12 protein-coding genes and 1 pseudogene are annotated in these 12,991 nt (G+C 64.8%); 3 read left to right on the top strand and 10 right to left on the bottom strand.

Annotated elements, in window-relative coordinates; all coding sequences use genetic code 11:
• Positions 1 to 28: 28 nt before the first annotated feature.
• The 5 genes from MKK52_RS07170 to MKK52_RS07150 all read right to left on the bottom strand — a co-directional run bounded on the left by MKK52_RS07170 (position 29) and on the right by MKK52_RS07150 (position 5,730).
• Positions 29 to 820 (bottom strand): SDR family NAD(P)-dependent oxidoreductase, encoded by a 792-nt coding sequence (locus tag MKK52_RS07170; protein ID WP_243953134.1) that lies wholly within the window; start codon positions 818 to 820, stop codon positions 29 to 31.
• Between the two features lie 4 nt (positions 821 to 824).
• Positions 825 to 2,300 (bottom strand): aldehyde dehydrogenase, encoded by a 1,476-nt coding sequence (locus MKK52_RS07165; protein ID WP_243953133.1) that lies wholly within the window; start codon positions 2,298 to 2,300, stop codon positions 825 to 827.
• Between the two features lie 51 nt (positions 2,301 to 2,351).
• Positions 2,352 to 3,584 carry a CaiB/BaiF CoA transferase family protein gene (locus MKK52_RS07160; protein WP_243953132.1) on the bottom strand — a complete coding sequence of 411 codons (1,233 nt, stop codon included), beginning with the start codon at positions 3,582 to 3,584 and terminating at the stop codon, positions 2,352 to 2,354.
• Between the two features lie 210 nt (positions 3,585 to 3,794).
• Positions 3,795 to 5,393, bottom strand: coding sequence for a GMC family oxidoreductase (locus MKK52_RS07155; protein WP_243953131.1), 1,599 nt, complete (start codon positions 5,391 to 5,393; stop codon positions 3,795 to 3,797).
• A 28-nt stretch (positions 5,394 to 5,421) separates the two neighbouring features.
• Positions 5,422 to 5,730, bottom strand: coding sequence for a DUF1330 domain-containing protein (locus tag MKK52_RS07150; RefSeq protein ID WP_243953130.1), 309 nt, complete (start codon positions 5,728 to 5,730; stop codon positions 5,422 to 5,424).
• A 141-nt stretch (positions 5,731 to 5,871) separates the two neighbouring features.
• Between MKK52_RS07150 and MKK52_RS07145 the strand changes: the two genes are divergently transcribed.
• A complete protein-coding gene (locus MKK52_RS07145) occupies positions 5,872 to 6,792 on the top strand; it encodes a LysR family transcriptional regulator (protein WP_243953129.1) in 921 nt (306 codons plus the stop codon).
• Between the two features lie 442 nt (positions 6,793 to 7,234).
• Here MKK52_RS07145 and MKK52_RS07140 read toward each other — a convergent pair whose 3' ends face one another.
• Complete coding sequence (locus MKK52_RS07140) at positions 7,235 to 8,188, bottom strand: site-specific integrase (RefSeq protein WP_243953128.1); 954 nt, start codon at positions 8,186 to 8,188, stop codon at positions 7,235 to 7,237.
• Positions 8,189 to 8,516: 328 nt separating this feature from the next.
• Here MKK52_RS07140 and MKK52_RS07135 point away from each other — a divergent pair, with 328 nt between their 5' ends.
• The gene (locus tag MKK52_RS07135) at positions 8,517 to 8,840 is read left to right on the top strand and encodes a hypothetical protein (RefSeq protein ID WP_243953164.1); all 324 of its coding nucleotides are present in this window, start codon (positions 8,517 to 8,519) and stop codon (positions 8,838 to 8,840) included.
• A gap of 84 nt (positions 8,841 to 8,924) precedes the next feature.
• On the opposite strand, the pseudogene MKK52_RS07130 reads toward MKK52_RS07135, so the two are convergent.
• From MKK52_RS07130 to MKK52_RS07115, 4 genes and pseudogenes are all read right to left on the bottom strand, one after another.
• A pseudogene (locus MKK52_RS07130) lies at positions 8,925 to 9,728 on the bottom strand (IS5 family transposase); the annotation flags it as partial.
• A gap of 272 nt (positions 9,729 to 10,000) precedes the next feature.
• Positions 10,001 to 10,423 (bottom strand): GGDEF domain-containing protein, encoded by a 423-nt coding sequence (locus MKK52_RS07125; RefSeq protein ID WP_313898732.1) that lies wholly within the window; start codon positions 10,421 to 10,423, stop codon positions 10,001 to 10,003.
• Between the two features lie 177 nt (positions 10,424 to 10,600).
• Positions 10,601 to 11,095, bottom strand: coding sequence for a hypothetical protein (locus MKK52_RS07120; protein ID WP_243953126.1), 495 nt, complete (start codon positions 11,093 to 11,095; stop codon positions 10,601 to 10,603).
• Positions 11,096 to 11,320: 225 nt separating this feature from the next.
• Positions 11,321 to 11,728, bottom strand: coding sequence for a hypothetical protein (locus MKK52_RS07115; protein ID WP_243953125.1), 408 nt, complete (start codon positions 11,726 to 11,728; stop codon positions 11,321 to 11,323).
• A gap of 393 nt (positions 11,729 to 12,121) precedes the next feature.
• Between MKK52_RS07115 and MKK52_RS07110 the strand changes: the two genes are divergently transcribed.
• A complete protein-coding gene (locus MKK52_RS07110; protein ID WP_313898731.1) occupies positions 12,122 to 12,676 on the top strand; it encodes a sugar O-acetyltransferase in 555 nt (184 codons plus the stop codon).
• The last annotated feature ends 315 nt before the right edge of the window (positions 12,677 to 12,991 follow it).

The following is a 12,991-nucleotide window of genomic DNA, read 5'->3' as shown; positions in this document are numbered from 1 at the left end:
GCGTCCATCTCTGCGTTTGAAGGAGAGGTCATTGGGCGGTCCAGCCGCCATCGACGAGGAGACATGTGCCCGTGACCATCGCGGCGGCGGGCGAAGCGAGGTAGATCGCGGCGCCAATCATGTCCCGGACGCTCGCCATGCTGCCGAGGGGGATCTTTGAGACCAGGAAATCGTGCTTCTCGGGGGTGTCCACGATCCGCCGGATCAGCGGCGTGTCGACGAAGGTCGGGCCGATGGAGTTCACCCGGATCCGCTGGGGCGCCAGCTCGACCGCCATGGCCTTGGTCAGGCCCTCCACCGCATGCTTGCTCATGCAGTAGGCGGTGCGGTTGGGGGAGCCGACGTGCCCCATCTGCGAGCTGATGTTGATGACGGCGCCGCCCCGCTCGGCCCGCTGAGGGTCCTCCAGCATCTTCCGGACGGCGGCCTGCGCCACGAAGAAGGCGGCCCGCACGTTCAGGCCGAGGATGCGGTCGAGGTTCTCCTCGGAGACGTCCACGAAGGGCTCCGGCACGTTGGTGCCGGCGTTGTTCACGAGGATGTCGAGCCTCGGCAGCCCGGCGATGGCGGCGGCGACGCCCTGCGTGTCGCAGACGTCGAGGGCGAAGGTCCGGGCCCTCGGTAGACCGGCGGCCTCGATCCGTCCGGCGAGGTCGTCCAGCGGGCTCTGGCTCAGGCCGATGAGCACGGTCTCGGCTCCGGCCTCGGCGAAGCCGGTGGCGATGGCCTCACCGATCCCCGCGCCGGCCCCGGTGATGAGCGCGACCCGGCCGTCGAGGCGGAAGCTCGGGGTGAGAATTTCTGGGGAGGGCACGACCATCCCCTCAGCGGATCACGAACGGGTCGGCGACCTCGGTCGCCGTGCTGATCCAGACGCTCTTCGTCTGGAGGTACTCGTGGATTGCCTCGATACCGTTCTCGCGCCCGAGCCCCGAACGCTTGTACCCCCCGAAGGGGGACATGAAGCTCACGGCCCGGTACATGTTCACCCAGACCATGCCGACCGACAGCCGCTCCGACATCGTCAGCATGCGGCGGACATCCGAGGTCCACACGCCGGCCGCAAGGCCGTAGGGCGAGTCGTTGGCGATGGCGACCGCCTCGTCCTCGTCCTCGAAGGGGATGCAGGACAGGACAGGCCCGAACACCTCCTCGCGCGCGATGCGCATCGCATTGTTCACGCCCGAGAAGATCGTCGGCTCGACGAACTGCCCGGCACCGCACTCCGGGCGCGAGGCCGGCTGTCCGCCAAGGCGGCACTCGGCCCCCTCGGCCTTGGCGATGGCGATGTAGTCGAGGATTTTGTCGTACTGGGGTGGGGTGGTGACCGGCCCGACCTGTGTCTCCTTGCGCATCGGGTCGCCCATCCGCGCCGTCGCCGCGAAGTCCACGAGGCGGCTCACGAACGCGTCGTAGATCGAGCGCTGGACCAGCAGCCGGGAACCCGCGACACAAGTCTGCCCCGTGGCGGCGAAGATGCCAGAGACGGCGCCCTTCAGGGCGTTGTCGAGGTTGGCATCCGCGAACACGATGTTGGCGGACTTGCCGCCGAGTTCGAGGGTGGCGCGCTTAAAGTCGCGGGCGGCCGCCTCGGCAACCCGCTGACCGCCCACCTCGCTGCCGGTGAAGGCGACCTTGGCGACCTTGGGATGCGCCACCAAAGCCGCACCGACATCGGCATAGCCGGTGACGACGTTCACCACACCCTGTGGCAGGCCCGCCTCCTCGAACAAGGTGGCGAGTTCGAGCACCGAGGCCGAGGTGTATTCCGAAGGCTTGACGACGAAGGTGTTGCCGGCGGCCAGACCGGGAGCCAGCTTGTTGACGGCGAGCAGCAGCGGCGAGTTCCAGGCGGTGATCGCGATGCACACGCCCAGCGGCTCGTGTCGGGTGAAATTGAATGTCTCCGCCTTATCGATGGGGAGGACCGAGCCTTCGATCTTGTCGGCGAGGCCGCCGAAGTAGCGGAAGTACTGCGGCAGATATCGCACCTGCGCCGAGATCTCGCTGATTAGCTTGCCGTTATCCGTGACCTCGACACGGATCAGCCGATCCGCATGGGCCTCGATCGCGTCCGCCAGCCGGTGCAGGACCTGCCCGCGGGCGGTCGCTGTCATCCTCCGCCAGGGGCCCTGGGTGAAGGCCCGGTGCGCGGCCTCCACGGCAGCCTCGGCATCCGCCGCGCCACCCCGCGGGATGCGCGCCCAGGGCTTGCCGTCGAACGGATTGACGGTCTCGAAGGCGTCGCCGGACGCCGCAGCGACCCACTGCCCGTCGATGAACATCTCGTAGTCGTGCATCGGTCGTCCTGCCTGGCTTCCCGTTCGGGCGATGGATCGCGGGCGGGGGTCTCAGATCACCCCGTCCCGGCTCAGGGCCGCGATCTCGTCGGGCCCAAGGCCAAGCAGCTCGGAGAGGACGTCGGCGTTGTCCGCGCCGAGCGCCCGCCCGGCGTGCCGGAACGTCGCCGGGGTCTCGGAGAGCTTCGGAACGGCGCTCGGCAGGACGAGGGCCCCGGCCCGCTCGTCCTCCACATGCAGCAGGTTCTCCCGCTCCGCGTAGTGCGGGTCGGAGAAGATATCCTTGATCGAGTAGACCGGACCGCAGGGCACCTCGCCCACCCGCGTCCGCTCCATCACCTCATCGAAGGAATGGTTGCCGACCCAAGCCGCGACTTTCGCGTTAATCTCCGCGCGGTGGGCGACCCGGTCGGGCGCGGTGACGTAGGTCCTCGCGAGGTCCGGCTGCCCCATCACCTCGCAGAGGCGGGTGAACATCTTGTCGTTGGTGCAGGCGATGGCGACCCACTCGCCGCTGCCGGTCTGGTAATGGCTGTGGGGCACCACATTGACGGTGTCCGGCCCCATGCGCTCGCGCACGATGCCGAACTTGGCGAAGGCCGGCGCCGCCTCGTCGAGCAGGCGGAAGACGGATTCGTACAGCCCGATGTCGATGAACTGCCCGCGCCCGGTCGCCTCGGCAGAGCGCAGGGCGATCAGTACCCCGATGGCCCCCCACATGCCGGATAGGTAATCGGCCATCGAGGTGGAGCCCGGCACCACCGGCGGCCCGTCGGGCGTGCCGGCGAGGTAGGCGAGGCCGCCGAAGCCGTGGGCGATCCGGGCGAAGCCGGGCTCCCCCTTCTTCGGACCCGTCTGGCCGTAGGCCGACACCCGCAGCATCACGAGCTTCGGGTTGATCTCGCGCAGGGCCTCGAAGCTGAGACCCCAGCGCTCCAGCGTGCCGGGGCGGAAGTTCTCCAGGACCACGTCGGACTGCGCGACGAGCTTCCGAAACAGGTCGGCGCCGGCCGGCTTGCGCAGGTCGAGTGTGGTCGTGCGCTTGTTGCGGGCCTCGCTCAGCCACACGAGCGTATCGCCGCATTCGGTCGGAGTGCCGAAGCGCCGGAGGGAATCCCCGGACACCGGCTGCTCGATCTTGATGACCTCGGCGCCGAAGTCGGCGAGGATCGTGCCGCAGAACGGAGCCGCCACGAAGGTCGCGATGTCGAGCACCCGCACGCCATCGAGGGCTCCGGGCGTGAGTTCGACTTGATTGGTCTGGCCGTGAGCCCCTGCAGGCACGCGTTCCTCCCCGCTTTGACTGCTTGCGCGCCGCGATCTCGTGCCGCTCTGCTTCGCAAGACTTGGATGAACGCTAGGGTGAATCCTCATCCGCCTCAAACGCGATTATCTCGTCGATTGTGCAGTCCGGCCGCACAATCGACGCGGGCACGAGTCGAGGAGGGTCGCGAACGGCCCTCCGACGACAGATCTCAGCGGTGACGAGGGATCTCAGGTGTCTTCCCGGATCATGTCGGCAGCCTTCTCGGCGACCATGATCGTCGGCGCGTTAGTGTTGCCCGAGGGGATGCGCGGCATGATCGAGGCATCGACCACTCGCAGCCCGCCGACGCCGTGCACCCGCAGGCGGCTGTCGACGACGCAATCCGAATCGTTGCCCATCCGACAGGTGCCCACGGGGTGGTACATCGATTGGGCGTTGGCGCGCAGGTATTCGGTCAGCTCCACGTCGGACTCGTGGCCGTCGCCCGGCATCAATTCGTCGCGGATCGCTGAAGCGAGGGGCGGCGCGGCGAAGATCCGCCGCAGCAGGCGCAGGCCCTCGATCATCGGCGGCAGGTCCCGCTCGTCGGCGAAGTAGTTCGCCACCATGCCCGGCGCATCGCCGGGATCGCGTGAACGCAGGGTGATCCTGCCGGTGGAATGCGGTCGCAGCAGCGTACAGGAGGCCGTCACCGCCGGATCGGGGCTCGCGGCATACATCCCGCCCTTGCTGATCATGCTGAAGGGCCGCATCTGGATCTGCAGGTCCGGCCCGTCGAGGCTCGGCGAGGATCTTACGAACAGACCGACCTGAGCCGCGGCCGAGGTGAGCAGTCCCCGCCGTGTCGCTGCGTAGCGCAGGACATGTGGGATGAGCCGCAGATTGCTGGCGATCGTCCGATTGACCGAGAAGGCGGGATTCACCGCGCGCAAGTAGTGGGCGTAAACATGGTCCTGCAGGTTGGAGCCGACGCCGGGGTTGTCGGTCACCGGTGCGATACCCAGGGTCTGGAGGACGGCGGCTGGGCCGATGCCTGAGAGCATCAGCACCTGCGGCGAGTTGATGGTACCCCCCGACAGCACGACCTCGCGCGCGTGCACCTGGCGGATGTCCCCGTCGCGGCGGTATTCCACGCCCGTGACTCGCCGTCCGTCGAGGAGAAGGCGCTGGACCAGGACGCCCGTCCGCACCGCGAGGTTCGGCCGCCGCCGGGCCGGCTTCAGGAAGGCCGCCGCCGCCGAAGCACGCACCCCGTTGCGCATCATGAACTGGAGATAGCCTACGCCCTCCTGCTGCGGCCCGTTGAAATCCGGGTTGGCAGGGATGCCGACGGCCTGCGCCGCCGCCACAAAGGCCGCCGAGGCCGGGTGAGGCTCGTGCAGTGGGGAGACGTCCAGTTCGCCGACGCCCCCGTGCAACTCGGATTCCCCGAGGAAATGCCGCTCGCCGCGCTTGAAATAGGGAAGCACGTCCCGCCACGCCCAGCCGGGATTACCCATCTGCCGCCACGCATCGTAATCGTCCGGCACTCCGCGCATGTAGACATGACCGTTAATGGCGCTGCTGCCGCCGAGAGTCTTGCCGCGGGGCCAGATGATGCGACGGTCGTTCAGCCCTGGCTCGGGATCGGATAGGTAGCCCCAGGTCAGACGAGAATGGTTCACCACGCGCGGTACGCCCGCTGGGATATGGATCCAAGGGTTGCGGCTCGCCTGTCCCGCCTCAAGCAGAAGCACGCGTCGCGCCGGATCGGCGCTCAGGCGGTTGGCGAGCACGCATCCCGCCGTCCCCGCGCCGACGATGACGATGTCGAAGTTCTCGGTCATGAGAGAAACCGCCGAGCGGAAGCGGAAATCATTCCTTCGTTACGCCGTCCAGATGATAGAGGTGTGCGCTGGATGACTTGAGCCGGAGATCGAGGATGTCCTGGTAGGCCTTCGAGTAAAAAAAGGCATGCGCCGTCTCCGGCGAATCGAACTCCAGCAAAATGATCCGCTTCACGTCGCGGCCGCCTTCAATCACTTTTACATCGTTGGTAGCAATCAAGAATCTTGCGTCGTAATCAGCCAAAATCGGCCGCACGGCGGACATGTATTCTTCGTAAAACGTCGTCGGGTCCGTTACGTCGAGCTCGGCGTAGATGTAACCCTTCGGCGTGCTCATCGCTGTGTTCCCAGGCGCTCTCACCGCGAAAGCCCGACTTGTCGCCTGCGCAGACTGAACCGACAAACGCCTTTATGTTGTCGATTGTGCGGTCCGGCTGCACTATGAGGGTGGGTGAGCGATTGGCGGGGAGGACAGTGAGTGGCGTTCGAGGCCAGCCGGCTGCCGCGCGTGAATTTGAAGCTACTGCACACCTTCCTGCTGGTGGGCGAGCACAGCAGCTTCCGGATTGCGGCGGAAAAGTCCTTTCGCTCTGCCTCGGCCGTGAGTGCGCAGATACGCCAGTTAGAGACGCAGCTGGGTGTCGCCCTGTTTCACCGCACCACCCGCAACGTGCGGTTGACGGCCGAAGGCCACGAACTTCTGGCTTGCGCCGAACGCGCCCTGCTCGAACTCGACGGCGGCCTGCGCACGATCCGCGAGGCTGCCGACATCAAGCAAGGCCGGGTCTCCTTTGCCTGCTCGCCGACCATTGCTGAGACGCGGCTTGCCCAGGTGCTGGCGGCATTCCGGCAGGATTACCCGGGGGTCGAGATCCGCGTGCGGGAACTGACCTCGGAGGCACTTTTCGAGAGCATTCGCCAGCGCGAGGCCGATTTCGGCATCGGTCCACAGCCGGAAACGGATGAGTTCGACTTCGATCTGATCCTTGTCGATCCGCTCTACGCTTTGGTGCCGCGCAGCCTTATCACGACCCGGCGCACGACGATCGGCTTTGCCACGCTCGCCAGCATGCCCCTGTTGCTACTCAACCAAGCGACCGCGCTTCGTCATACGGTCGAGGCAGCCCTGAAGGATCGAGGAGTAAAGCTCGACACGCGCTACGAGTTCGCCCAGGCTCAGACGCTGATCTCGATGGCCCGCAGCGGGCTCGGTGCGGCGATCCTTCCCCGCGTGGCCCTGCCCGAGGGCGACGACCCTCTCACCTTCCGCCTTCGGATCGTGAATCCGTCGCTTTCCCGCAACATCGGTATAGTCACGAGCCGAGGGCAGTCGTTATCGCCCGCTCCGCTCCGCTTAATTGAATTGATTAGGCAGCTTATTGGCGCAGACTCTCAATAGATATGTGCTCGATTAAGCGCAACGGATACGTATCAAGTAGCAATTTAAAAAAAAATGTAATTCTTGTAGCAGCGAAATAGTCATCCAATCCGTATGAGATGGTAATGTGTAGGCGAATGGTGGCTCAATACGGCTCAAGAGAAACATTTTGACCAAAATTGTGGCCTGTGATTGCGGCAGCTACTCAAAGGCGATCAATAACCTCGTCCGGTTAAGGTCCGACCTGGGTCCGTACGGCTGGCGTTGGTCGATAGGAAGCCGTCCGCTTTTCCGGTGGACCTTCTCCAAAGCGGTCATTCTGCTCACGGCCAACAGCAGTTGCGCCTCTGGACGCTTCCGAATGGCTGGTTGCCTAAAAAAGGACAGCAGCATAGGTTTGTCGCGCGATCCTCGCTGGACGCATCCGATAAAATTATAAGGGCGGCACGTTTGCGCGGGCACGCTATAGACCTAGGAGCTTCGAGGGGCTGTCGCTCATTAGCTTGGCCCGTCGGATGTAGCCGTGCATCGTCTTTAGGCTCTTGTGCCGGGAGTGACCCATGATGTGCTCGTCCCGCGCCCCGGCGCGGTAGGCATCTGTAATGAAGCCCGCCCGGAAGCCGTGCGGCGTGATCCGCTCGTAGGCGTCGGCGTCTAGGCCGGCTGCCGACGCGCGCCGACGCAATATCCGGCCGATCGAGTCCGGTGTGATCGCAGTGTCTGACAAGGCACCGTCGGCGCGGATCGCCCGGAACACCGGGCCGGCATCGATCGCCGCCGCGTCCAGCCACGCTTGAAGCGCAACCACGGGACAGGTCTGCGGGTTCCGGCCCGCCGCGATCCCGATCTCGGCACCGCGGTTCTCGCCGTCGGTCTTCGAGCGTGGCAGGAACAGGCGCAGGCCTTCGCGGGTGAAGCGCAGATCCTCGACGCGGATCGCGGCGAGCTCGGAGCGCCGGAGCGCACCGGCGAACGCCAGCAGGAACATCGTCCTGTCCCGGCGTGCGGCGAACGAGCCCGTGCACGCGGAGAGAAGCGCCACGACCTCCTCGCGTCCCAGCGCCGCGGCCTTCACCTGCGGCCGGCCGTGGGTCCGGAACATGCCCTTGAGCGTCGCGCGGACGATCGGATGCGACGGGCGCCAGTCGTGCCCGGCGATCTTGTGAGCCTGCCCAATCGCCACGATGCGCCGTTCGATCGTGGACCTGCTGTGTGTGGTTGCTTGAGAGGCGAGGTAGGCAGCGAGCGTCTGCGGTTCCGCCGGCAGGCTCGCGAGGCGCTTGCTGCGGCACCATGCCAGGAAGTGCTGCCAGTCGGCACGATAGGCGCGCAGGGTCGCCTGCGAGAGCGACTGCCGCGCGAAGGCGTCGGCGGCCTCGTAGGCCTCGGCGGCAGGGTCGATCAGCGTTCCGGCCATGGGCGTCTCCTACGCGAGAAGCCTAAAATGCGCCAGAGCCTGATAATGAACTGTTATCCGATCCTCGGTCTTGCTGAAGGCTGAAGGGCCCTATCGAGCGTGAGCCGCCATGCGAACTCCGCCTGAGTTCCGTCGAGACGCGATCCTAGGAAGGCTTGGTCGATTGCCTGCACACCATCGAGGGCATCGGGCTCCGGCCTAGAACCAGGGCGGCACTCGTCCTCGCGCTCTCGCCCGCCTGTGTCGCGGGATATTTGTTCCAAGCTCCTGCAAGGGCCGGAACGGCAGGGCGACCGAGCATAAGGGCATCGACGCGGCCAACGACACGATGCGCGGCATCACCACGAAGGCCGACATGCAGGAGTACTGCGAACGAGACTCCGGCGTGGTGATCGGGCATTACGGCGGGAAATCCACGAAGGCGCATCGCCTGGAGTGTTGCCTCCGAACTGGGTCGAGAGCGCCTCTTTCGGCGGACGCCAACCGTCGGAACGGAACCGGGGGCTACCGTGCCGGCGACGGCGGGACGATGCGCTTTTGGTCGCCGCCGGGTCCCAATGGCGTTACAGCGCACGCCTCGAGAAACCCGCCCATGATCGAGCAATTCAAGATGCTGCGCCCGACCGCCGCGGCGCGGCCCGAGGTCGAGTGAGGTTGCCCCGAACGCACGGTTCCAATGCCGCCCTCGTCGCCGCGCCTGTCGCACGTACGGACAACGCTCAGCTAACAGCGCGTAACAAAACCATTGTTCGATGAGGCGCCAGACGATGAGGGCGGCTGCCAGCGCGGAGAAGGCGAGATGGATGTCGGCTCGCCGCTCGTAGCGGATGGCGAGGCGACGGAACTAGGCGAACCACGACAGGGTCCGATCGCCGACCCACCTGTGACGTCTCAGCCGCTGGCTGCTCTCGATCCCGCGCCGGGGCGATGCGGGGCTGGATGCGGCGGCGGGTCAGCGCCTGACGACAGCGGCGGTGGTCGTAGGCCTTATCAGCGTGCAACTTCGAGGGACGCTTGCGCGGTGGTCCCCAGCATGAGCGGATCGGCGGGACGGCATCCACGACCGCCTCCAACATTCGGCTGTCATGGACGTTCGCCACCGTCAGCTTCAGGGCGAGAGGGATGCCCTTCGCATCGGTGACGATGTGGCGCTTCGTGCCCGGCTTACCCCGATCGGTCGGGTTCGGGCCCGTAGCCGCGCCCCCTTTTTCGCGGCGATCGAGGCGCTGTCGAGGGTAGCTCGACTGAAGTCGATCCCGTTCTGGCGACTGAGCCGGTCGAGCAGAGCGTTTTGCAGGCGGTCCCACACTCCAGCCCTCTGCCAATCCCGCATGCGCCGCCAGCACGTCATCCCCGAACCGCAGCCCATCTCCCGTGGCAGCAACTCCCAGGTCGTGCCCGAACGCAGCACGAACAGGATCCCCATCAGAGCCGCATGGTCAGATGTTCGAGGCCGACTGCCCTTCGGCTTGGCCCGTTCAGGCGGCAGCATCGGTGCGATCTCGGCCCACAGGCCATCGGGGAGGAGCGGTCTCGCCATCTCCACCCAACGCGCCAAACCCGGTTTTGTTAGAGGCTCTAAGTTGCGGCCCTAAAGCGGACGGGCGGCAAACCACCCGACCCGGTCATTCCGCACTCGAACCAACCCAGTCGGCTGAAACGCTGTCGGCGTTCCCCCAAAGCAGACGTTCGTTGGTGGTTAGGCAACTTCGGCTCAGGATAGGAGGCTACCGCTTTCCGATCTTATAGCGGCCATCCCTGTAGCGATCGATCCGAACTGCTGGTGCGATGCATTTCACTCTCGTGGCCGCACTACGCGGCCGCTCGTAGGTCTTGCGATGCTGTCACCTCGAACGATCGCACGCAGTTGCGCCCGCCCGACTTGGCTGCATAAAGCGCGCGGTCTGCTCTTTCGATCGTGTGATCGATGTCACCGTCAATGAACTCAGTCTCAGCTATGCCGATGCTGATCGTCGCTCTCAGGCATTTCCCCTCGGGCTCGAACACGGTGTTTGCCACCGTTTGACGGATCTGGTCTGCCAAAACAGCCGCGCCATTCAGATCGGTATCGCGGAGCAGGACCACGAACTCCTCGCCACCAAAGCGTGCCACTTTGTCGGTGGTCCGGACTGCCTCCCTAAGGATCTGCTCAACTTGGCGAATGACCGCGTCGCCTGTGGCATGGCCGTAAAGGTCATTGATATGTTTGAAGTGGTCGATGTCGATCATCAGAATGCAGATCGAACGCCGCTAGCGCTTGAAGTAGCTCATCGCGTCGTTGGCCAAGGGCAGGAATGCGCGGCGGTTGAGCTGGCCGGTCAGCGCATCGGTGTCGGCCAGAACCTGCATCGCATTCAAATCGGCTCCGAGACCTCTGACTCGGTTTTCCGCTGCTTCAGCTGCGTGCGAAGCCTACGCCTCAATATGGCGTGCATCCGCCTCAGCCGTGCCGATGCGCCTCAGCAGCGACCTGATTGAAGCAGACAAACGCAGGACCTCGGGAGAGCCGTGCATATGACGTGTCATCCTTGCATTCGGCTCGCGTCCGATGCGGCCGACGGCTTCGGTGAGTTGCGCCAAGGGCCGGGTCAGCTGCGCCGCGACCCACCAGATCGCGATAACACCAAGGACAGCCGTGACGAGCCCGAGCAAGAGAATCAGACTGGTCAAACGATGAGCGCCGGCCAGGGCGGTGTCGACGGGCTGCAGTGCTACGACGGTCCAACCTAGGCCCCGATAGTCGCCACGTCCGCGCGTGACGGCAGCAGCGGCGAGCTGATCGCCTTCAACCCTGTGAACGATGAAATGCCCGGACACGAGTTCCGCGGCTGTGTACGGACTCGCTCCATTGTCGGATCCAAGCAGAACCCGGCCGGAGCGATCGAGAACGATGAAGTCCTCGTTCAACTCAGACCTTCGAGAGGACAAGAGTTCGCGCCGGAGTATGTCGGCCCATCGCCAACTGAGGTGCGCTCCGAGAACACCTAAGATCCGATCCGATGCATCGCTGACCGGGACGGCCACATCAACGAAGCGGAACGGCGATCCGTCGCTGTACGGAGGGAGCTTGGCTTCCAGCAGGGCTGCCGCGTGTACATCCTCGACCGTAGCCTGCCGAAGGCCATCGTTGAACTAGGGTCGCTGGCTGACGCTCGCCCCTTCGAGAATGCCGCCTGTTGCAGCGCGTACCTGGCCGTCGCGATCGGCAAATCCAATCCAGGCGTAATCAGGCAGAGTCCTCTGCATCGTCTCCAGCACTTTGCGCAGGGTGCCATTGTTCTCCAGCCAGTGGGACTGCAGCGGCTGCAGCGCTCCGACGTTTCGGATTTCGCGCAGGCGCTCGGCCATATCCTGATCCAGCCGATCGGCCATCAACCGGGCAACCTGCAGGAGGGCATTCTGCGCCATCTCGGTGTCCTGCCCGCGCGCCAGCAGCGCAGATCCGAGTGTGGTCGCGACGACAATCGCGAGGCTGATAGTTCCCGCGAGCAGGCTGATCTGACGCCGCAGAGAAACGCGATCTGCGAGCCGCTTGAACATCTTGCACGATCCTCGAACAGCAAGGATTATGCAGCTCAATTCGTGACAGCAAATGAAGTTTATTGGTAAACAACTCGCTGATTGCAAGGGGGCTGCGACAGCCGCGTATTCACCTCAGTCTGCCGAAGATTGTGTGTCATCAAGACACCGGCAAGCGAATGTTTCGCGCTTCCGCAATAAGTTGGCAGCAGTCCCAATGGCTATGCCCGCTTCGATGCTTCCGCCATGCGAAAGCGGCCTGACAGAAATTTACCCCGAAAGGCCTTCCCGCTTCCGACCCATGCCGGGCATGCGGAAGGTTCTCGGGGCTTCCCGAAAGCGGCCATGCTGGCGTGTACATATCACCGCCTGAGAGTGGGCAGATATCGCACCCAACGTGGAGATTGAAGGATCGTGAGAACCGAGAAGCAAAAGATGCTCGCAGGCGAAGTTTACCGGCCGGGCGACCCGGAATTGAGGATGGAGGCTCAGCGTGCTCGGGAATGGATGGTTCGGTACAACGCGACCCTCGCGGCATCACCGGCCGAGCGGCGGGTGATGTTGCGCGAACTCTTCGCTTGTGTCGGTGAGGACGCGGTGGTGCGTCCACCTTTTCACTGCGACTATGGGCAGCACATCTCCATCGGCGACGGAGCGTTCTTGAACTTTAACTGTGTGATCCTCGATGTCGCGCCCGTCACGATAGGCGCGCTGACGCAGGTCGGACCTGGCGTGCAGTTTCTCACTGCCGACCATCCGCGTGATCCTGCACTTCGTCGCGCCGGGGTCGAAAGTGGACGGCCAATCACCATCGGGGCAAACGTCTGGATTGGAGGTGGCGCACTGATCCTGCCTGGGATCACGGTGGGGGACGATGCCATCATCGGTGCGGGGGCAGTCGTAACCCACGATGTGCCCGCTGGAGTGACCGTCGTCGGAAATCCGGCCCGGCCGCGCGGCACGACTTAAGGCCGAACTGACTTCCTCGGATAGTTCTACGTGTGTACCTGTCGTGAGGCGGCATGACGCCATCTGCTTTAAGCAGCTCTGGCTCGTAAACAGACAAGCCGGCTTCCACCCCAAGCAGTCACCGTGGCTAACAGAACCTCCGCAATTTTGTGATGTGCATTCGCCGATTGGTTGTACAAAATCGATCCTGCCGATGTTGTCGGCGACGCCCACGCTGGTGCCTCCCCCCCCCGCCCCGCACTGACCCATCAACCCCCACGCCCACTCACCCCCACCGCTCACCTCGCCGCACACCAACCGGTGCCTGAAGACCAC

It is taken from the genome of Methylobacterium sp. J-067 (genome assembly GCF_022829465.1).
GTDB classification, from domain to species: domain Bacteria; phylum Pseudomonadota; class Alphaproteobacteria; order Rhizobiales; family Beijerinckiaceae; genus Methylobacterium; species Methylobacterium litchii.
This window is presented reverse-complemented; position numbering and strand designations above follow the sequence as displayed.